The following is a 19,207-nucleotide window of genomic DNA, read 5'->3' as shown; positions in this document are numbered from 1 at the left end:
AAGTAACAAGTTTAATTATTTCACTTGTCTACCTAGAAGGGAGCATATCACTTTGCGACAGCCCCATTTCCAATTATTTAAATTACTTGCATCAAATTACTTATACAAGATTTATGTATTTCAAAGCAAAATGTAGTATCAAAACTAAATCCAATTAATTTTACTAGTCCCAATGACAAAGATAGTTATAATTAACCCAGCCCCATGTTCCTGTTTTAACTCTTTTTACATAATACCATTTTCCATTAGACTCTTTTGCGCTTTTAGTATAATTTATACATACTCGCTCCCTGTTATACATTAACTCGAGGATCGTTGCTGTCTTTTTAGGTAGTTTTCTCAATCTTACACCATTTCCAAAAATATTACCATTTTCTGCAATACTTTTAGTCGATGCAACTTGATAACTATTACTAGATAATGTCACAGAGCCCAATTCTATGGTTCCTACGCCAATCACGTCCCCTTCATATTCATTTTTCGCTTCATTTATAGCATTATTTAGTTTAAGATTTTGCGTAGCTACTTCTGTAACTACTGCCGCCTTTGCGCTAGTGCTATTATTAATAGCAAAACACATAGTAAGCATAAGTGAAGCTACCATAATCCATTTTCTTGCTTTAGTAATCATAAAAATTATCCTCCTATTTATTCCTGTATTCTGTTTAGTTTCACAAATACATTTTGCTTATGAACAAAAATTATTTCTATTTTGTAAACACTTATAGGCATATTCAATCATTCAATGGAATATGCCCAAAGTTCACTTTTAAATTACATTAAAATTATTTTTTCTCTCAAGATCCCATTTTTCCTATTTACCTTAGTGTTTCGCTTTTCTTGTTTCTCAAAAAACTCAATATCAGGAATCTGGTATATATCATATACTATATCAGCATTGATACTGTATATGAATACATAACCTCTACCATCTTCAGTTTCAATAACATATTTCACATTACCGCGATTCAAAGTTCCATCTTCCAAATAATTATAAGTAACCCACATTTTCTTAATGTTTTTCCCATATTGAAGATGTTCATAAAGTTGCCTTATTTCAGAACCATATTCTTGATATCGTTTTTTTTCAACTTTTATACCAGAAATACATTCTTCCTTAGACTTATTGTCTATATCAATTCCATTGAGCACACCAGTTTCAGAATCTATCTCAACAGTGGCATCAAATTCCCATTTTCTATTTTTTAAGTAAACAAAATAACTTGACAATTTTTCTCCCTTTGAATTCTGAGTAGTTTCAAATTCAATTTCTTCATCAGCATAAGTAATATCAAGATTATAAACATCCGCTAATATTTTCTTCGCAAATTCTACTGCTTCATCTTCACTTACTTTTTCATTTTCCGATGATGGTAATTCTGAAACCGAATTTTTCTTTCTGACACTATAATCACGTTTCTCCATAAAATCAATTATTTGGAGCAGCTCATCATCTGTCAATTCCTGTTTTGGTAAATAGAATGTACTATTCTCTACACAAAAACAAAGTTCACCGTGGACAACTTCACTTTTTTTCTGCACTTTTAGTATTTCCTTCGTTGGAAACCTTCCTTCAGTTTCATATTCTTCTCTAAACTCTAACATTTTATCACGTTCTAACTTAGATAACTGTCTCGAAAAGCTATCTGCCTCTTTATCAGTATTCTGTACCTCAGAATTATACGTCAACATTTCTTCTTCATTAAGAGAATTCATTCTCTGTATATATAAGTTAATAGCAGCTCCGGCACCAATAGACAAAGATAAAGAAACTACACACAGTGCAATTACCGCAGCAACTTTGGAATGAAACAAAAGAAAATATCTTTTCGCTTTTTTAGCAGAAATTTTTTCAAGTGTATTCTGAAAGCGCATTTCGTATGAATTCGGCAATTCAAATTCACTTTTCTGTAACAACTCTGAAAATTTTACATCAAAATAATCCTTCATTATTATTCATCCTTTCTCTATTACTTTAACCAAATACCTAATTTAATAATTCTCTTAGATTTTTTCTTGCTCTGGAAAGCCTAGACTTAATTGTTCCCTCTGGTAAATCCAATACATTGGCAATTTCGCTTATTTTGAACCCTTGATAATAATACAAAACAACAATTGTACGAAGTTCATCTTCTAAAGCCAGAACAGTTTCCCATACATCCGATATACATTCTGAATTTCCTAGCATATATCTATCCATTTCCTCCGTGCACACAACTCTCTTGTTCTTCCTCAATATCATACGAGCGTTATTTACAAGAATTTGCATAATCCAAAATTTAAAATACTCTTTATCATCTAATGTATGGATTTTTTCATATGCTCTCAACATAGTCTCTGCCACAGCATCTTCTGCATCATGATAATTTTTCACAATACTAACTGCCAAGAGAAACATTTCTTTTTTATATTCTTTTATTCTAGAAATAAACTCTTCGCTTTCCATATCCACAATCCTCTCTCATTTTTTCCCACCAATAATACGCAAAAGCATATATGTTAAGACTTAGTCCACGTGAATACAACTTTACCCTTTGCTTGATTTACACCATCCCAGTTTCTAATATAAACTCGATATGTTCCTGACGGAACACCCCCGCCCAAAGTTGTAGTAGAATTATACTTGGATGAAACATCTTTTGAATTAGTACCAACTCCAGGACTTCTCCATCCCCAGAAATATTTTTTCTCCAAATAGAGTCCTAAGTCACTTTTACTACATTGTGATGGGGTCAATTTTACAATAACCTTATCTTTCATAGACATATTCGTAGAATAAACTCCATGATATATACTATATGTACTACTTCGACTTTTTGTTGCTGCAAATACTGTGATAGACGTCAACATGAAAATAGTACAAAAAAACAAAACCGACATTGTTCTTTTTAATCTCATTTTACACTCTCCTTTTTCATCAATATTTTTTTTAATTTTGTAGCATATTTTGCAAGAATGATACCAACTAATACTCCGCATAAATTCAACAAAAGATCATCTATGTCACTAATTTTTTCTGTGACTCCAGTTAAAATATTTATACAGAATTGAATTACTTCAATAGCAAAACTTAAAGCTAATCCAACCAAAAACAGTTTTTTGTTTGAATACGTATTTTTAGTATTCTGTAACTTCATAAAAATCGGAACTGGAAGTAATAGTAATATATTACCTAGAACTTGCATTTTCCACTCTCCTATTGAGAATGACCGAATAATTGTCTTAAACGGAACAAGTTGCAATGAATTCCCTGTATTTTCCTCCCAAATAGCAAAATTTGTTTGGTCCGAAACAATTCTTATTGGTAAAAAAACTACTTTTATCAATAGCAATACATACAATAACACAGATAAATTAAAAATAAAATCATAAAATTTTCTCTTTTTTAATTTCAATACTATACATATTACTAACGCACTTACTAAAAATAATAACAAAAATGTCTCATAATGAAAATCAATACTTATCATCTCAGCACTCTCCTTTGTAAACTAGCTTACATATATAAGATGATTTAAAACATCAAATGGTTCATTTGAAAAAAAATTTATTGTTTCATTTTAACTGCCAAACTAAATTCCAGTTTAGGTGATGCAGGGGATTTCGTCCGCACCCCTAAACCCGCTTATGCCAATAATAGTAGATAGCAAAAGGAAATCTGATGCTCCCTGTATCAGGTAGCTACTATTAAGTCACTAAACGGGTGGAGAAGTCACTTCGCCTTGTTTTGGTGTGTTTACTTTTTATGTCCCTGGTGTATATTCTTGCGTCAGGAAACCATGATTCCGGCGCAGTGGAAACCTACATTCCGGACACGGAAACCGCCTTTGATTGGCATAACTACCATCCAAAAGAAAGCGAGTCAATGTCAAACCCAGAGCCACTTGCGGGGCGTTAGTCGGCTTAATATTGGGGAGATTTCTTATATTCTAGATAATTGCCAATCGGTTTCCAAACCACCCCTCATCTCCATCCACATCTTCTTTTTCTGAATCACCTGGTCCTCTGAAAACTTTGGATGAACAATATCTTTTATCACCTCATCACTCGCCCCTACCTGAAGTAGTTCCTTTATCACAGCTCTCCGAATAGAACCTGTCATATCCGAAGAGTAGATGTCTAGCAAGGACATTTTTCCAAAGTTTTCAAGATACCGTGTTTTCTGTTCTTCTTCATCTTGCCGCTTTTCCACTTCAATTGCCGTTTGTATCATATCTGCAGTAATGGTTGGTGCAGACTTCTTTTCATCCGGAACCGGATGTATCTTTCGTCCCATCCCATCCAAATCCATCATCATAAACGCAAACGCATCCATCCCATAGATTTGGATATTTTCGCTCTTATCCTTTTGTTTCTTCAGGTACGCTAGCGATGCATCACCTACAAACTGGCATTCCTCCATCTGTTTTTCCTGTATCTTTTTCTGCTCCGCCGGAACAAATGCTCCACATTTCCGTGCTTCCAGATATTTTTCGTGTTCCCATGGGAACCACTTCTTATCCCGGATTGGATTTTCTCCACGCACAAAGATAATGCATTCATCATCCGGCAACAGACGGATTTCGTACTCTAACATCAATTCTCTGCCCAGAACATCATAGTTCGCACTATAGGAACCACTGGAACCTTTACTCTCTCCGCTGGTTCGTTTATCAATCGTCCACTTTCCAAGTAACTTCGAGACATATTCATAGGTGCTGGCTTCATTTCCACCCAGATAAATAAAAGTATCGCAGTTACCAACGATACCCTCCCATGCCCCATCGGCAAACAAGGTCTTTAACTGTGCCAGTGACTGCAAAATCGGTACACAGTACACGCCCCTGCTTCGACAGGTTGCCAGTATTTTGTCAAAATTATTGGGCATTTTAATATTCGCCATCTCGTCTAACCAAAAGCCTACATCCATCGGAAGTTTCCCACCAAAGAATCTTGCCTGCCGGTATAATTCCTGAAAGAGCATGGTATATACCATTCCCGGCACAAAATTAAAGGTATCGTCATCGTCCGGAATAATAATGAACAGATTGCTCTTTGTCTTTCCATCTCCATCTATCCCGGTACCAAACTCGTCCAATGGAATGTCGTTAGAAGAAAAGATTTCAAGAAGTTCCTCATTATCAAAAGGCTGCATCCTGGCATTTACTGTCATAATGACGGAACGAATTGTATCATCCGGGCCGCCACGGTATCTCTGGTATGCTTTCACTGCCGGATGGTCTGGTTTCTTTCTGGCAAGTTCGTTCATACGCTCATCCAGTTTGGGGGATGTGTCATTATCTAAAAACTGCGCCTCATCCAATAAAAAAAGAATGGATTTCCAGTTTTGCTGCAGCAACTCTACTTTCCCTTTTTCTGTATTAAAATAAGCCTTCGGGCACTCCATCCAAACATACAGAAACAGGCTCTCTAAAAACATTTTTTCGGCTTTTTCCCAAAAGGGGTCTGCACTTGAGTTTTTAATATTAGGGGAATTGGTATTCTGAATCAGGTTCGTAACCAGTTTTGTAATATCGCTCTTATTCCGTATATAGGGAAATGGATTAAAGTGCATGCTTTTGTCCATTTCGCATAGATTAAGCGTATATACCCTAGTGTCTTTCTGTTTAGAGAGCCAGGCTCCCAGTTCTTCCGCCAGTCCCCCCTTCGGGTCGGTATACACGTTACAGTCATGCAAAGACATCAAATTCGGTGTCAAAAAGAATGCAGTCTTTCCGGCACCACTACCGCCAACCACGAAAACATTATTGTTTCGCAGTGTATCGGAGTCATAACGAAACCGTACATTTTGCGACAGTACCTTATTCTCCGCAGACAACTCCGAAGTTTTCCCGGTATCCTTAGCCGCATATTTTTCATTGAAGTCACGAACTTCTCCCCATTTTGCCGAACCAAACTCATTTCCAGGCATCCGATTATGATCCATGCGGTTATAAGCAGAAAAACTTAATATCATCCACAACAATCCTCCTACCAGAACCATACTCAGACTTTTATCGTTATACACCCGCAGCGGATGAAGAACACACCATAAGATTTGCTTTTTCAGGTTTGTCAGTTCTACATCCATGATATACAATCCGCTCAGGCTATAAAAAAAATAAAGTGTGGGCAGTAACAAAACCACACACACTTTTATTAACATCCGCAATCTTCTCTTTTTGGCATCCCCGGCAACATACGTTGCACGGCTTTTTTCCTTTTTCTTTCTCATTGATTCATCCCTACCTTTTCTTTCCTGTTGGTTTAGAAACTTTTTGTAGTAATATTTTCTCAAGTGACGGGTCATTACTTCTCCAACGACTTCTCTGATGTTTCAAACACTCTGTGGCAATCTCTTCATTTTTCTTAGCATAAGTACGAAGTGCCTTCCCATCCAGACTATACTCTGTGATTTCTGAGGATTCCGAACGTTTCAGATACGCATGGAGTCGTTTTCCATCCTCAGATAGTTTTGTATCTGACTTGTCCAGACAGATGCAACGCAAAATATCCGGCGATTCCTGCTGTTCCTTCGGAAGATGAGTCACATAAATGTTTTTTGACTCTGCTACCATCTGGGTATCCATATCAAAAGTAACCGGAATGTACTCCGTACTTTGGTAATTTTCTTTCATTGCCTCCATGGACAGCACTTTTTCCATGGATTTCTCAGCTACAGAATTAGGGGCAAAAGATGGTTCCTCATTCTCCTGCCCCTGATTAAAAGAAGGAAATATCCCCGCATACTCTGGTTTTAACTTACCAATCAGTTCCACTCGTTCTTCTCCCACAGGGGCAAATGCCTTTTCCAGTTCCTTCACATCCAGTTTTACCGGTTCAGAAAAATCTGGATTTTCTCTGTTATCAAGAACATATCCGAAAACATCCTCTTTTCTGGCAAGACAGGTAATCACCGTCTGCCCCTCATCCAAAAGAATACAATCTTCTTTTTTGACCCGAATTGCACGGGAGGATGCTTCTCTTGTTCTTTCACGGGGAACCCGAAAGATGTACGCATCCTTTTCCTCCCGCAAAAGTAAGGATTCGATATTGATACTGATTGGCAGATAGTCCTTATCGTTGATTCTATTCTGAATCTCCTCCAACTGCTCTACATGCATCATGCCTTCATATCCTTTGACGGCAAGTTCTTCCAGATAATCCCTGCCATCCGGTCCTGCCATTGCCATATACTCATCAATGTCGATATCCTTTGGTGTTTCCCGCAATTTCTTTTTGTAATAATCAATCACTAACCTCACATTTTCCACATCATCCGGATTATAGGCAATCTGGGTATAACCATCTCCCAGTTTCAAATCCGGCAGCTCCGCAAAAGAAACCCGCATCTTCTTTAGCCGGTCATAAAACGGTATCAGTTCTTTTTCACCCTCGATAGGAATGTTGAGAATCACATATCTGCCACCTGTCATCTTTTCCAAATCACACAGTTTCATCGTGTTATGTGTTCCCTCACTGGCATAATGAAGTTTCATACGGTGTTGTAAACGCTTCACCTGGGCAATCTGCACGCCTTTTGCTGCTCCTTTTGCAGAAAAACGCAGCGCCCGTCCCAGTCCTCCCAGTCCTTTTCCATATAATTCTATAATTTGTACTAATGATTGTAATTCTTCACTCATCGGCTATCCCTCCTGCTTTTCTTTGATTTATCCTTCGATTCCTCTTTTTGCCTCATCATTTCATAAAATTCAATACAGCGTCGAATCTCCATCACATCTTTTCGATTCTGTGCCATTTCAAGAACATCATTCGACGGCATTTTGGCTTCTACCGCCTTCCTTAACTGCTCGATCTGCGCTGCAGAAAGAGCAGTATCTTTGATAATATACTGCATCACTTTTTCATATCCGCTTTCAGACTCCTTTTTATAAAAATGTTCCTTAAAAATCATCTGCAATCTCCCCACCGGATTTTCAATCAAAGGAATCTTACTATCCTGTGCCACATCCACTCCCAAAATGATACACAGCATTTTTTCATGCTTTAGCAATAACTCTGTGGTATCCAGTGTTAAATATTCATCAACCTGTTGTTCCGACAATCCATATCGAACTCCCAGATAAACTAACGACCACTCTCCATCGGTTGCCCCAATCCCATGTTTTTTTATCAGTTTCTTCATCATACTCATCTGTTCTTCTGTCATAACGTTTTATTCCTCCTGCTTTGCTTCATCACTTTTTCCAGTTCTCTTTGCGTACTTCTTACTTCTTTTCGTTTGATATAAATGCCACATTGCTTGGTATCCTTTTTCATCCGCTGCACGACACGAACACTCTGCTCATGCAGATAGAGCGGTGTTCCGGTTCTTCGATACAACCGTCTTGCTTCTAGCACCTGTCGGACCATGGCTTTCTGATAATCTGACATTTCTTTATACGGAACAAACTGATAGTTGCGGCTCATTGCCCAGTCCAGTTTGGAAGCACTTTGTATTCTCTTACCACTTTTTTGCAGCAACGATTTCCCTGCCTTTGCGTCAATACGCCGGTCAATATCTACCGGCATGTATCCGTCACTCAAACGATACGTCCGAATGGCTTTTCCTCTGCCCGGCGGTGTAAGGGCAAGATATACACCATGCTCCCTTGATACACCTTCCCGCAGCCGGTAATGGAAATCTCTTACCATTCTGTTCTTAAAATCCGCATAAGACTTACTTAGCAAAATACATTCATCCATATCTCTTTCCACACGTTCTCTGCCTGTCATATTTCCCTTTTTCTTGTCGTAATCTGTCGAGTAATCCAACGCCGGATTCTTTTCTTTTAATGGTCCGGTATGATATTTCTGAGCCAGACAGTTTGTTAGCGGTCGAATAACATTCTCCCAATCGCCCCTCTCATAACGATACTTTCCGCCATCTCTGCTTACAGAATTAAACACCAGATGCATGTGCATATGCTCCCGGTCTTTATGGACAGAACAGGCATAATCATAATTCTCTGCCAGATATTCATCCACCCAGTCCTTTATAAATAGAAGTGCCTGCTCCGCTTCTATCGTCTCATCTTTGGAAAATGAAAACTTGAAATGATACCCTTGTCTCGTTCCAAGTGTTGGATGTATTTGTTTTGTCAAAAAAAATGTATCAAGAATCTGCTCCGAAGTAATACCGGAATTGCTAAAACACAATCCACCTGTCTTTTTTTCATTCATAATGTAAGGAATGGATTTCCGTAAATGTTCCTCTGTCTTAATGGCATCCATTTTAATAATCAGTGACATCTTTTCCACCTTTCATAATCCGTATGGTGCTTTTCATCATGGCATACACTTCATCTAACTTATCCAACAAATCTGCACTAGGTTCGACATATTGATGTTCGTTATATTTTTTCGCAATCTGATTGATATTGACACCAATCTTGTTAATCTCATAAATCATCCTTACGATAGAAGCATCAAACTCATCCCTGGTCACATCCGGCGGACACTTAGCCACACTTCGGATATATTCACTCATACTCTTCCGATGCAAACTTGCCTGCTTGTGTAATGCCGCCTTTTCTTCCGGCGTCATTCGTACCCGAAGCATTTCTGTTTTCATGTCATTCACAATTTCATCCCTTTCTGTTTGGACATTATGTCCAAACGTAAATTTTTTGTCCTGTCTAACCTCATCACGTCTGGACATTTTGTCCAAACGCTAACTTTTGTCCTGTCTTACCTCATCACGTCTGGACATTTTGTCCAAACGTACTGTTTTTGCTTGATTTTTAGCTATTTTTAGGCGTTTTTGATGTGCATCTAATGACCATAAAATATACATTTTGTCTTCTCATTCAAGCCCTGCAAGATACGCATGATGTGTCCACATCCATGCACATATCTTGTAAGGGGACACCCCTTATACCCCTGAAATATGGTTACTTTTTACTTTTTTTCTTCTTTGAAGTCTTTTTGGCTGACTTCTTTTTCGATTTTTTCTTGGAAGAACGTTTCTTAGATGCTTTCTTTTGTTTTTGCAGTTTTTTCTTTTCTTCCTGTTGCTGCTTTTTCAACGTTTCCTGCTCTGCTCGTAATTGTTGTTCTTTCATCTGCTGAATATCTGCCTCCGTATAACTTGTCTGCGAAAATTCGACCGCACAACTCTTCAGATTGTAATCGCACTGATATACACTCCCATCCGACAAAAGAATAAAACTTGTCACATCAAACCTATTCTTTGTCTGCTGATAGGTCAATTTCTTTGCAGACTTACATCCCCGATTCTGGCACAGGACAGTCAACTGATTTTCCAAATCTTCAAAGGCAGACTCAGACATAAATCCTAAAAAAGAACTTAACCCAGTAGTATCTACATCCAACGCTTTGTTGTTATCTGAAGGCACTTCCTTTGAACCTGTTTCTTCCTCTAAAACAGCCGCCCCCGTTGCAGGTGATGTACTTATTGCTGGGCCTGTTGCTGTGTTTGCCGGTATCTCTGCTTCATTTCGTAAATCCTTTTGGGGTACTATACTTTTGGCAATCGCCCCTGCCAAAATAATAACCAAAAGCAGAAGCATGACTGCCATGGCTATGGTCTGTTTCCCAAGTCCTCTGTCCCTACGATACCAATAAAATCTTCGTATTTTTCTCCACATAGTCTCTCTCCATTCTGTTATCTACGTTTGGACATTTTGTCCAAACGCTAATCCTTCTCCTCTCTGTCTGATATTCACGTCTGGACATTTTGTCCAAACGTGATGCTAATCTTTGTTCCACTTTTTCAACCGCCGGAAATAAGTAAAATTTGTATAGGCACCAAACATAGCTCCTTCCGAGTTCCCGGTCAGAGATGTGCTACTGGAACTGGTACAGTGAATCCATACCACGGTGCCGTTTTTCATTTTTCCACAGTATATTCCTACATGATTCGCTCCGCCGGTTCCTCCGGTCTTACTCTTCAGTCCAATATCACCGGGTTGCAATTTATCCCCACTGATATCCTCAAATTTCTTGGAAGATATAAAAGTTGCTGTGGTAGATGCATAAGGTACACTGGTAATGCCGGATTTATGAAATGCCCATGCAGTAAAAGAAGAACAATCTAAAAACTCCGGATTATCCCTGCCATCCACCTGTCGTTGCTCCATGCTGTACTTAACGGAACCAATCAGAGACGCTCCTTTCTCAATCACTTCCCAAGCCTCTGCCGGTGCCGTATTATTCTCTTTTAATTCTTTCAGAATACTGTTCGCACTTTCATTTGTAACCGTAGTCTCCGGATTGGCTATGTAATACCGCAGCACATGAGGAACATACTCCACGTCCCCATAGGAATCGTAACCAAGCTCGACACACATCTTCTGCGAAAATATTTCTGCATTTTCCTTGCTATAACAACCATAATTCTTTAGTGCCCAATCAATATACCCGTTTCCAAAGTTGTAACCTTGCAATGCTAAAGAAATGCCTTTGATGTCGTTGGGGCTTTTACTTTTTGCTTTTGTCAGACAGTCTGACAACTCATGCGTACCACAGTCAATGCTTTCCTCCGCCGTATCAATCGGTGGATTGACATTATAGTAAGACTGCTCCGTCTGCATCACATCCGGCGGATTTCCTCCACTTTCCTGTTCAATTACCGCCAGACACAAATCCACGTAATCATCTATGCCATACTTTTCGCAATAGTCCACCACCATGTCACGATAAGATTCTGTCTGTTCCGACACCTGTGCCTGATAGGTATAATCTTCTGCACTGTTAGCCGCACCCCCGGAACCAATCACAGCACCAATCGCACCTACAATTACTGCCATCAACAGAACCACAAGAAGGACAATCCATACCACCGGATTTGCCGCCACCGACTGCACGATGCTTGTCATAATCTTTCCGATCTGCTGAATTGCTTTTGATGCACTTTTTATCCCCTGTTTGGTACTCTGTGCACTTTTCTTTGCTGCCTGTTTCTGCATTTTCTTTTGCTGTCTTTTGCGATACAGCGAACGCACACCATACTTGACACCTCGCATGGATTTCTGTGTAACTTCCGCAGAAACTTTTCCTGCCGTCGTATCCCCTTGCTTTTCGGAATTACTCTCATAAGTTTCTTCACTCATTGTTGTTCCAAGCAGCATAGCCTGCAATATCTTTGCAGAAGTATCTTTGATTTCTGTTCCGACAAAAGAGGCAGTTCTACTTTGATTTCTCTTAGTAGAACTGCCTCTCTCTTTCGCCTGCTCTTTCTTTATTTGCTTTTTTGTGATGGACTTCTTTTTTATCCGTTCTTTTTGCTGTGTTTTTCTCTTTTTTTGTTTTCCCATCTCTTTTGCCTTCTTTAACATCCGGCGTTGGGAACGATAATCTAAGGAACGAAAAACTCTTTTTGCCGGTTCGCTAAGTTCGTCAATCACCTCTTTATCTAACTGCTCCACGTTATTTCACCACCTCATCTGTAAAGAAAAGGACACATGGTTCACATTTTACTGTTCCATGCGTCCTTCCTATTAATCTCTTTTACCAATTATGCTAACTGCATGATTTTAGATTTGATTTCCTCGATTTCTTCATCAGATAATTCGGAAAAGAATACCGATATTTCATCAAAAGAAATCTTCCCATTTTTTAACATGAGAATAGCTTTCTCTTTTACCTTATCATGCGCAGCTTCATGTGCTGCTTCATTTCTCATATCTTCCATCATCTTACACATAGTAGCCCTTCTACACTCCATTTCGGTCTGCACAAATCATACCAAATGCATAATTTTAGATTTGATTTCCTCGATTTCTTCATCGGATAATTCGGAAAAGAATACCGATACTTCATCAAAAGAAATCTTCCCATTTTTTAACATGAGAATTGCTTTCTCTTTTACCTTATCATGCGCTGCTTCACTTCTCATATCTTCCATCAACTTACACATAGTAGCCACTCCTTTCTCGTCCTGCTTAAAATATCTTGCTTTTTTTGCAAGTATTTCATAATTCATATCGTCCGGATCGGTACATGAGAAGTCGTGCATTAATTTCCCAACTTCATCATCTCCTCGATATTTCCCGTTCACATATAGAATATGCGAACCGTCCCCAAACAATACTTTCTCTTCACCAATCGTAATATATCTCTCTACCGGATATATCGGCTGTTTTCCTTTCATTACATCGTTTTCTGTAATAAAAATCACATAAGTGTCAGGAATATTTTCTGTATCTTCCCCTGGTTTTAGTATATGCGCATCCAGCAAACTGCTGTTATGTCTGGCTCTTTTTACTCCTGCTCCCTTATCTGACCTCTGGATTTCACAATCGAACTCTTTACCTGTATTGTCAACTGCATGAACATCTAAAATAGCAGAACGCCCTTGCAAATTTTTCATGGAATCTTGCACCCGAATCGATTTGATTGTAATATCCTCTTGCCCCAAAACAATTCGAAGTATAAGTTCTACAGCCTCATAATTATCTTCCAGACAAGCAGTCATAAAATCATCATCCATATATCGAAATAATTTCAGCCTCTCTAAATCCTGCTGATGTGTCTGTTCTGTTGTACTCAAACCTTCACCTTCTTTCGCTATTCTAATTATACATCAGACATGAACTTTTGAAAACCAGCTTTTTTAAAAATTTTAGTCCTACTATCTCGTAGTACCTGCAATCTCATGAAAGTTCGTATTAAACAACTGATACAATTCACTATCTTTTTTCATGGTATTATCAAAGGGAACAATCTTATCCCCAAAACGGATGAGTCCCATTCCGGGGTCTGCACCATTGACACAGGCAAGCTGTTCCGCTGATATGTCAAACAAATCTTCCACAGCTTCTTTGTCCATCGTCCCCTGATCCAGTAAAAGCATAAATTCTGAATTGGATACCATCGTTTTGGTGGAACGATTGCGCTGTGCATCAATAAGGTTCTGGCTCATACCGGTACAGATACCGCCCCTCTTACGCACCTCACGCCACATCTTTTCCAGTGCATGAAGACTATACTCCTCTCCCCATAACTCGTGCATTTCATCCACATACACCCAAGTCGCAACACCATCCGACTGGTTATACTTGATTTTTGCAGTAATACTCTCAATCATCACAAGCATCGCCATAGCTCTCATACGCTTACCAAGTTCCGAGAAGCCATACACGGTAAATCGGTTTTCTTCCGAAATGGACTGCTCTCTTGCGAAAATATCTAAGGTTCCATCCGCAAACACTTCCAACTGCTCAACCAATTCAATGGCAGAATCATTCCCCTCACTTCTTTCCGCAATCCCATCACGCATGGTACGAATCGTTGGAGACTCCAGTCGAGTCTTCCGCTTTCGCCGTCTGTCATTTTTCTGTTTGAAGTATTCCGAATACATGTCTCGTACCGCCTTGTCAATGACTGCTATGTGGCGGCTGGTAAGGGGTGTCGGTTTCAAAGCCTGTTCGCAGATAGCGTAGGCAAATTCCGCTTTCTCTGCCACAAACCGGTCTATATCCGGCACCACATCCGGCACATGGAACGGATTGACATAATATACATTTTCTGCAGACTGGGACAGATTGATATACTGTCCTCCCCATGCTGCCGCAATGTCCTTATACTCTGACATGGGGTCAATGACAATAATGTCATCCGTAGAAAAGCACAGGACTTGTCCCATTTCCGATTTTTCATTATAGGATTTTCCCGAACCGGGGACACCAAACACCATCCCATTTCCATTCTTCAATAACTTCCGGTTTCCAATGATAAGGTTTTTGGACACCTTATTAAATCCATAGCAGTATCCCTGATTATCGTTAATCTCCTGCACATTAAACGGAATAAAAATGGAAAGTTCTTCGGATGTTATCGTCCGCATGGTATCCACAAATCTCGCTCCTGTGGGCAGAGAAGTATTCAATGCATCCAACTGTTTATGGGAATGTGGCACAATGTCCATGTTGTGGGTCTGACCGATGATTTTAATCTTCTCGGTACGCTCCTCCAGTTCTTCTATGGAGTTTGCTTTTACCACAATCGTAATTCCCACATACAAAAGTCGCTCATCAAAGGAGGAAATCCGGTCTAACATCTCTTCCGTATCTCTTTGCTGTTTTCGCCGCTCATAATTGATATTGGTAGAATAATCTCCATTTTCGTTTTTCATTTCCTGTTCCCGGTTAATACTTCTCTCATTAGCCATATACTTTTTCATAATCATCTGGTAAGCCACGTTGTTATCCAACGGCTCTACATCCATGGTATAGATAATTGGAAAATTCATATTGGTAAGTTCATTGAGAAACTGGTCGGTTAAACCATTGGGGTACTTTCTCACAAACATGACACACGCACAGGTTCCACCCTCCATCTCCAGATGTTCCGGTTTTTCCCTTAACGAAGTATTGATAATGTCATTTCTCCAGTCTCTTTTTAAGTGCAGATACTCATTCCAGTCAAAAGAAAAAGATGCCTCTTCCCCCATGCGATAATAACTATGTAGTGCTCGCAGGCGTTCCGTGGCATCCAATGGTATCAGGCAACTTCCCAACCGGTGGAATAATTGCTGAATGGAAAATTCAATGGTATTAAAATAGGTCTTTGCACTTTCGTAATCCGGCTTTCGGCAGCTCACAACAAAATATTTGGATTGCAGCAAGCCGCCCCGCCCTTCTTCCAAACGCTCCCCTATCATTTTGTGATATTCCTTAGCTAGAGGTTCCATCTCTTTACTGACCGCCTTTTGAAGAATCTCTTCCCGCAGTTTATTGTTGTCGGCATAATGATTCGATACAATAATCTTATAGCTGACATTCATGGAACGCAGAAGCGTTTCAAACTTGGAACAGGTATCTTCCTTTTCCTCTTCATCCTGTGTTGAGAAGTTAATATCCTCAAACAGATACATCCGGTCAAACTGGTGTATTCCCTTTTTTGAACCGGATGTTGGTTTTTCTAATTCAAAGATTCCATTTTCCGCAATCCGATAAATGGGTATGGTGTCCTGAATACACAGCGGAACTTTGTAAATCCGTTCTGTCTGTGGTGTATGTGTTTCCTTTTTTAATAGTTTTAACATTGTTTTAATCCTCCTTTTTCTTCATCAAAAAAAGAACTACCGAAGTAATTCTTTTTTAAGCAAAATATCAATTTGCAATATCAATCCCAATCATAAGTGGTTCGATACTCTTGTCTATTCAATAACTCTACTTTTTATAGCAAATATTCTAGGCATTTTCCTGCGAAGAAACAAATGCTCTAATCTCTTCCAATTTATTTCTAATTGCTTCCATCTCTTTTTTAAGAGACTCTTTTGAAATATCTATGGCTGGTTGAAATATATTCATGTTTCCTTCAAAGTGATTAAACTCATTGAGAAGTGTCTTTCTACTTGTAAAAAATACTCGATACTCTCTCATTCTTTCAAAATTCGGATCATTTTCATTGCATCTAAATGCTTTCTGAATTATTTGATTTAACATCATCATATCATCTGTACGAAGATGAAAAACATCAACCAGTTCCTTTTCAACTTTCATACGTAAATGATAATAAATAAGTGTCTGTTCAAGAGTATCTGACAATAATGGATATTGAGTCTTATCAAGAATATCCAAAGCACTATAATCAACTTCAAGAATATCAGAAACACTAATTATTTCTTCACCATCAAATATATTTCCAAAAAGCGAATTGTAAACGGAAAGAACATCCAAGCTATTATTAGTTCCATACCCATGCATGATTCCCGAAAGTTGGCCATAACGATCATCTGAATCCAAACTAATATGAGCATACCCACGCATAAATGGAACCATCGCCATCAAAAAATGTCTTCTATTATGTATATTATCTACCAGTTCATTGTTTTTGTTTTGAAAAAAGGATACTAAATCGTGAAGATTAATTAGTAACTTCTTTTCTTTCTCTGAAACTGAAATAAATCCATTTGTCCCATCCAAAATGTTATTCATTATATACAAATTGAAACAATTGTTAAGTTGAACATCTAACAAACGAATCAAATCCGTATTATGAGTAAGAACCAGTTGTTTCTTATTTTCCAAAAATTTGATAATGCAAAATGCAATCTTATTTTTATAAACAGAATCCAAACTTGATATGGGATCGTCCAAAATGACATATTCTTTATCCGAGTGTCTTGCAAGTAAAAACTCAAAAGTCAAAGAGATAAAATTTTGTTCCCCCCTACTTAGTTCCATGTCCTTTGGATCCGTTCCGAGCAAAGCTTTATCCCCTATCATTAACTTATAGTTCCTATCATTTTCTTCGTCTCGAATAATAGTAATATCTTTTCCTATGTTCTCACTTATAATATTCTCAATAAACATGAGTTCCTCGGAATCAAGTTCAGGTTGGCTCTCTGTCAATTGAGCATGTTCATCATAGTCACTAAAGAAATTTGTATCGTCAAAACAATGGCACAAAATGTTAATCATTTCGTCACCTATTGTAATAATATGCCGTTTTAGATTTTCTTGCAATTCAATTAGTTCAGTTGGTTCTCCATCTGCAATAAACGCACTAACAATTCTTTTAATTTCGAATGGGTCTTCGTTATTTAAAGAACTATCGCAGACAACTTTATCCAAAATTTCTTTTGTTTTTGAGTCAAGATTATTGTATATGTTATTTCTATTTTCTTTCTTGCTTTCAAGAAGTTCACTCCCGTCGGATATGTGACTGTCACAAACCACACATGAATCGAGTTGATGATATTTCTTCAATATACCAATTGCATCATCATGCCGCTCAATTAAGATCGTATTTTCATCTGGCAAAATTTCATATGGATGAATTGAAATAATTTTCTCTATTACTTTCGGCTTGGCAAGATCATTAATTACAAAACCTCTTTTATCAGCATCCAGTTCTACAAGATTAGGAATATTGGCTTCATCTCGAATAAATTCAACAAACTTATCTTTATCAATGTCTTTTCCTCTTTGCCGAGAATTTACAATACTACGGATAAACGGATAAGCTGTTTGGTGTACCGTATCTTGCAAAGACTGCATGTGTACGAGTATACAATCTCCTACTTTCGACACCTTGTAATCTGTTTTATATTTAGAACTGAGTTGACTAAATGCATTTTGATATGCCACACTAAGCCTATCTCTTAATTCATATTCTCTACGAATTTGTGCACCTATCAAATAGTCCGTAGTTTTTCCACGAATTACGTTTCTATTTAATTGATCGTGTATAACATGAAAAGTTCCCGTCTCAGGTTTAATTTCATTTCCATACTCATCCGCAGCAACAAATTTCCTACTCTCATCTGTTACTTCTGTATCAAGCAAACTAGCCAAACTTGATTTTCCTGTTCCATTAGGTGCATATACAACAGCAATTCCGCCTGCTGTTTGCATATGTTTAAACTCAATTGTTCCATTTAAATCAGTAAGGCAAAGGAAATCATCACAAAATATTTCGCCACTTTTAATGGTTGAAAAAGTTATTTTCATCGAACCCCTCCTTATATCGGTATTATGTTATGTTTTTCTCACATATGTTTTTCTTCTATAGTAACATATCCTTTTCAGCACATACTAAAAAGGATATGTCCTGATTTGCTGCTTCTGCGTCTCCACTCTGTTCAACTGCTCCTCAAACCATATTGAAGCTTCTTGAATAATTACAATCACCTCATCTCTAATTCTCTTTGCCTCACCATAACTTAAGTCTTTAGATGTAATTTTTTTCTTTAATTTGATAAGTTCTTTTTTCTTTTCGTCGAAGTCAAAATCAATCTTCTTTAAAAATTTCCTTAAAATAAAGTAATCAAGTTTTTTTATTTCCTCAACATATTCAATACCGGCATTGATTGTCACATGTGCACAATTTGAATAATTACAAGGCTCTTCATTGATTACGTTAAGGGATCTGTCTGGAAATGAATCATATACTTTTTTCAAAATATTGTATAAGTTCGATAACTTCTTAACTTTTATTGCAATATTCTCCTTTGCTTGACTTCGAACATTTCCTAACACAAATACTATCATGCCTGTAAGAACTCCTGCACCACATGATTGTAATAATGACGCCCACCATTCAAGGCGAAGGAATTTGAACAGAAAATAAGATATCCCGAAACATCCTATTGCACAAAGAAGCAATGAAATGTACCACTTAATAATGGGTAATTCCATATAGCTTTTTTTTCGCTCTTTTCTATAATACTTTAATATAGAGTTTCGCATTGAATTTTTCTTTATAATTTTTTTAATCATACTGAGTACCTCTTCTCCTGCATTTCCTATTCATATAT

The 19,207-nt window shown here is 38.0% G+C and carries 18 protein-coding genes; 1 reads left to right on the top strand and 17 read right to left on the bottom strand.

The features are described 5' to 3' along the window. Nucleotides 1–163: 163 nt before the first annotated feature. The 5 genes from DW019_RS12280 to DW019_RS12260 form a co-directional block, all read right to left on the bottom strand. On the bottom strand, nucleotides 164–631 hold the full coding sequence (locus DW019_RS12280) for a hypothetical protein (protein WP_118443688.1): 468 nt from the start codon (nucleotides 629–631) through the stop codon (nucleotides 164–166). A gap of 143 nt (nucleotides 632–774) precedes the next feature. Next, nucleotides 775–1,950 (bottom strand): hypothetical protein, encoded by a 1,176-nt coding sequence (locus DW019_RS12275; protein ID WP_117479812.1) that lies wholly within the window; start codon nucleotides 1,948–1,950, stop codon nucleotides 775–777. 37 nt (nucleotides 1,951–1,987) lie between these two features. Further along, nucleotides 1,988–2,446: a sigma-70 family RNA polymerase sigma factor gene (locus tag DW019_RS12270; protein WP_117479814.1), complete on the bottom strand. Its 459-nt coding sequence runs from the start codon at nucleotides 2,444–2,446 to the stop codon at nucleotides 1,988–1,990. Nucleotides 2,447–2,499: 53 nt separating this feature from the next. Next, a complete protein-coding gene (locus DW019_RS12265; protein WP_118443686.1) occupies nucleotides 2,500–2,898 on the bottom strand; it encodes a hypothetical protein in 399 nt (132 codons plus the stop codon). Further along, nucleotides 2,895–3,470 carry a VanZ family protein gene (locus DW019_RS12260; RefSeq protein ID WP_118443684.1) on the bottom strand — a complete coding sequence of 192 codons (576 nt, stop codon included), beginning with the start codon at nucleotides 3,468–3,470 and terminating at the stop codon, nucleotides 2,895–2,897. Before DW019_RS12260 ends, DW019_RS12265 begins: the two co-directional genes overlap by 4 nt. A gap of 275 nt (nucleotides 3,471–3,745) precedes the next feature. On the opposite strand from DW019_RS12260, the gene DW019_RS15165 reads away from it, so the two are divergent. Further along, on the top strand, nucleotides 3,746–3,898 hold the full coding sequence (locus tag DW019_RS15165; protein ID WP_182431130.1) for a hypothetical protein: 153 nt from the start codon (nucleotides 3,746–3,748) through the stop codon (nucleotides 3,896–3,898). A 24-nt stretch (nucleotides 3,899–3,922) separates the two neighbouring features. On the opposite strand, the gene DW019_RS12255 is transcribed toward DW019_RS15165, so the two are convergent. The 12 genes from DW019_RS12255 to DW019_RS12200 all read right to left on the bottom strand — a co-directional run bounded on the left by DW019_RS12255 (nucleotide 3,923) and on the right by DW019_RS12200 (nucleotide 19,169). Next, a complete protein-coding gene (locus tag DW019_RS12255; RefSeq protein WP_182431129.1) occupies nucleotides 3,923–6,214 on the bottom strand; it encodes a VirD4-like conjugal transfer protein, CD1115 family in 2,292 nt (763 codons plus the stop codon). A gap of 10 nt (nucleotides 6,215–6,224) precedes the next feature. Then, nucleotides 6,225–7,622 carry a hypothetical protein gene (locus tag DW019_RS12250; protein ID WP_118443680.1) on the bottom strand — a complete coding sequence of 466 codons (1,398 nt, stop codon included), beginning with the start codon at nucleotides 7,620–7,622 and terminating at the stop codon, nucleotides 6,225–6,227. After that, nucleotides 7,619–8,149 (bottom strand): hypothetical protein, encoded by a 531-nt coding sequence (locus tag DW019_RS12245; protein WP_118443678.1) that lies wholly within the window; start codon nucleotides 8,147–8,149, stop codon nucleotides 7,619–7,621. The genes DW019_RS12250 and DW019_RS12245 overlap by 4 nt, the downstream gene beginning before the upstream one ends. After that, nucleotides 8,146–9,231 carry a relaxase/mobilization nuclease domain-containing protein gene (locus DW019_RS12240; RefSeq protein ID WP_118443676.1) on the bottom strand — a complete coding sequence of 362 codons (1,086 nt, stop codon included), beginning with the start codon at nucleotides 9,229–9,231 and terminating at the stop codon, nucleotides 8,146–8,148. Before DW019_RS12240 ends, DW019_RS12245 begins: the two co-directional genes overlap by 4 nt. Next, on the bottom strand, nucleotides 9,215–9,553 hold the full coding sequence (gene mobC, locus DW019_RS12235) for a plasmid mobilization relaxosome protein MobC (RefSeq protein WP_243024157.1): 339 nt from the start codon (nucleotides 9,551–9,553) through the stop codon (nucleotides 9,215–9,217). The genes DW019_RS12240 and mobC overlap by 17 nt, the downstream gene beginning before the upstream one ends. A gap of 319 nt (nucleotides 9,554–9,872) precedes the next feature. Next, nucleotides 9,873–10,589 carry a hypothetical protein gene (locus tag DW019_RS12230; RefSeq protein ID WP_118443672.1) on the bottom strand — a complete coding sequence of 239 codons (717 nt, stop codon included), beginning with the start codon at nucleotides 10,587–10,589 and terminating at the stop codon, nucleotides 9,873–9,875. A gap of 105 nt (nucleotides 10,590–10,694) precedes the next feature. Beyond that, on the bottom strand, nucleotides 10,695–12,368 hold the full coding sequence (locus tag DW019_RS12225; RefSeq protein ID WP_118443670.1) for a lysozyme family protein: 1,674 nt from the start codon (nucleotides 12,366–12,368) through the stop codon (nucleotides 10,695–10,697). 89 nt (nucleotides 12,369–12,457) lie between these two features. Next, on the bottom strand, nucleotides 12,458–12,646 hold the full coding sequence (locus tag DW019_RS12220; protein WP_118443668.1) for a hypothetical protein: 189 nt from the start codon (nucleotides 12,644–12,646) through the stop codon (nucleotides 12,458–12,460). A 36-nt stretch (nucleotides 12,647–12,682) separates the two neighbouring features. Further along, nucleotides 12,683–13,492 (bottom strand): PD-(D/E)XK nuclease family transposase, encoded by an 810-nt coding sequence (locus DW019_RS12215; RefSeq protein WP_243024156.1) that lies wholly within the window; start codon nucleotides 13,490–13,492, stop codon nucleotides 12,683–12,685. Between the two features lie 81 nt (nucleotides 13,493–13,573). Further along, nucleotides 13,574–15,988 carry a VirB4-like conjugal transfer ATPase, CD1110 family gene (locus DW019_RS12210; RefSeq protein WP_118443666.1) on the bottom strand — a complete coding sequence of 805 codons (2,415 nt, stop codon included), beginning with the start codon at nucleotides 15,986–15,988 and terminating at the stop codon, nucleotides 13,574–13,576. A gap of 148 nt (nucleotides 15,989–16,136) precedes the next feature. Then, nucleotides 16,137–18,401, bottom strand: coding sequence for an AAA family ATPase (locus tag DW019_RS12205; RefSeq protein WP_118443664.1), 2,265 nt, complete (start codon nucleotides 18,399–18,401; stop codon nucleotides 16,137–16,139). Between the two features lie 84 nt (nucleotides 18,402–18,485). After that, nucleotides 18,486–19,169, bottom strand: a complete 684-nt coding sequence (locus DW019_RS12200) for a hypothetical protein (RefSeq protein ID WP_118443662.1) — start codon at nucleotides 19,167–19,169, stop codon at nucleotides 18,486–18,488. Nucleotides 19,170–19,207 lie beyond the last annotated feature (38 nt).

This window comes from Clostridium sp. AF37-5 (genome assembly GCF_003477605.1).
Lineage (GTDB): Bacteria > Bacillota > Clostridia > Lachnospirales > Lachnospiraceae > Eubacterium_F.
Note: the sequence above shows the minus strand (reverse complement) of the source record. Positions and strands in the feature narration are given on the sequence as shown.

Excerpts from the sequence above, each read along its gene's own strand:
- DW019_RS12230 (WP_118443672.1), bottom strand. The coding sequence starts at position 10,589 with ATGTGGAGAAAAATACGAAGATTTTATTGGTATCGTAGGGACAGAGGA.
- DW019_RS15165 (WP_182431130.1), top strand. The coding sequence starts at position 3,746 with ATGTCCCTGGTGTATATTCTTGCGTCAGGAAACCATGATTCCGGCGCA.
- DW019_RS12270 (WP_117479814.1), bottom strand. The coding sequence starts at position 2,446 with ATGGAAAGCGAAGAGTTTATTTCTAGAATAAAAGAATATAAAAAAGAA.
- DW019_RS12245 (WP_118443678.1), bottom strand. The coding sequence starts at position 8,149 with ATGACAGAAGAACAGATGAGTATGATGAAGAAACTGATAAAAAAACAT.
- DW019_RS12275 (WP_117479812.1), bottom strand. The coding sequence starts at position 1,950 with ATGAAGGATTATTTTGATGTAAAATTTTCAGAGTTGTTACAGAAAAGT.
- DW019_RS12265 (WP_118443686.1), bottom strand. The coding sequence starts at position 2,898 with ATGAGATTAAAAAGAACAATGTCGGTTTTGTTTTTTTGTACTATTTTC.
- DW019_RS12220 (WP_118443668.1), bottom strand. The coding sequence starts at position 12,646 with ATGTGTAAGATGATGGAAGATATGAGAAATGAAGCAGCACATGAAGCT.
- DW019_RS12240 (WP_118443676.1), bottom strand. The coding sequence starts at position 9,231 with ATGTCACTGATTATTAAAATGGATGCCATTAAGACAGAGGAACATTTA.
- DW019_RS12250 (WP_118443680.1), bottom strand. The coding sequence starts at position 7,622 with ATGAGTGAAGAATTACAATCATTAGTACAAATTATAGAATTATATGGA.
- mobC (WP_243024157.1), bottom strand. The coding sequence starts at position 9,553 with ATGAAAACAGAAATGCTTCGGGTACGAATGACGCCGGAAGAAAAGGCG.
- DW019_RS12260 (WP_118443684.1), bottom strand. The coding sequence starts at position 3,470 with ATGATAAGTATTGATTTTCATTATGAGACATTTTTGTTATTATTTTTA.
- DW019_RS12280 (WP_118443688.1), bottom strand. The coding sequence starts at position 631 with ATGATTACTAAAGCAAGAAAATGGATTATGGTAGCTTCACTTATGCTT.
- DW019_RS12255 (WP_182431129.1), bottom strand. The coding sequence starts at position 6,214 with ATGAGAAAGAAAAAGGAAAAAAGCCGTGCAACGTATGTTGCCGGGGAT.
- DW019_RS12200 (WP_118443662.1), bottom strand. The coding sequence starts at position 19,169 with ATGATTAAAAAAATTATAAAGAAAAATTCAATGCGAAACTCTATATTA.
- DW019_RS12205 (WP_118443664.1), bottom strand. The coding sequence starts at position 18,401 with ATGAAAATAACTTTTTCAACCATTAAAAGTGGCGAAATATTTTGTGAT.
- DW019_RS12210 (WP_118443666.1), bottom strand. The coding sequence starts at position 15,988 with ATGTTAAAACTATTAAAAAAGGAAACACATACACCACAGACAGAACGG.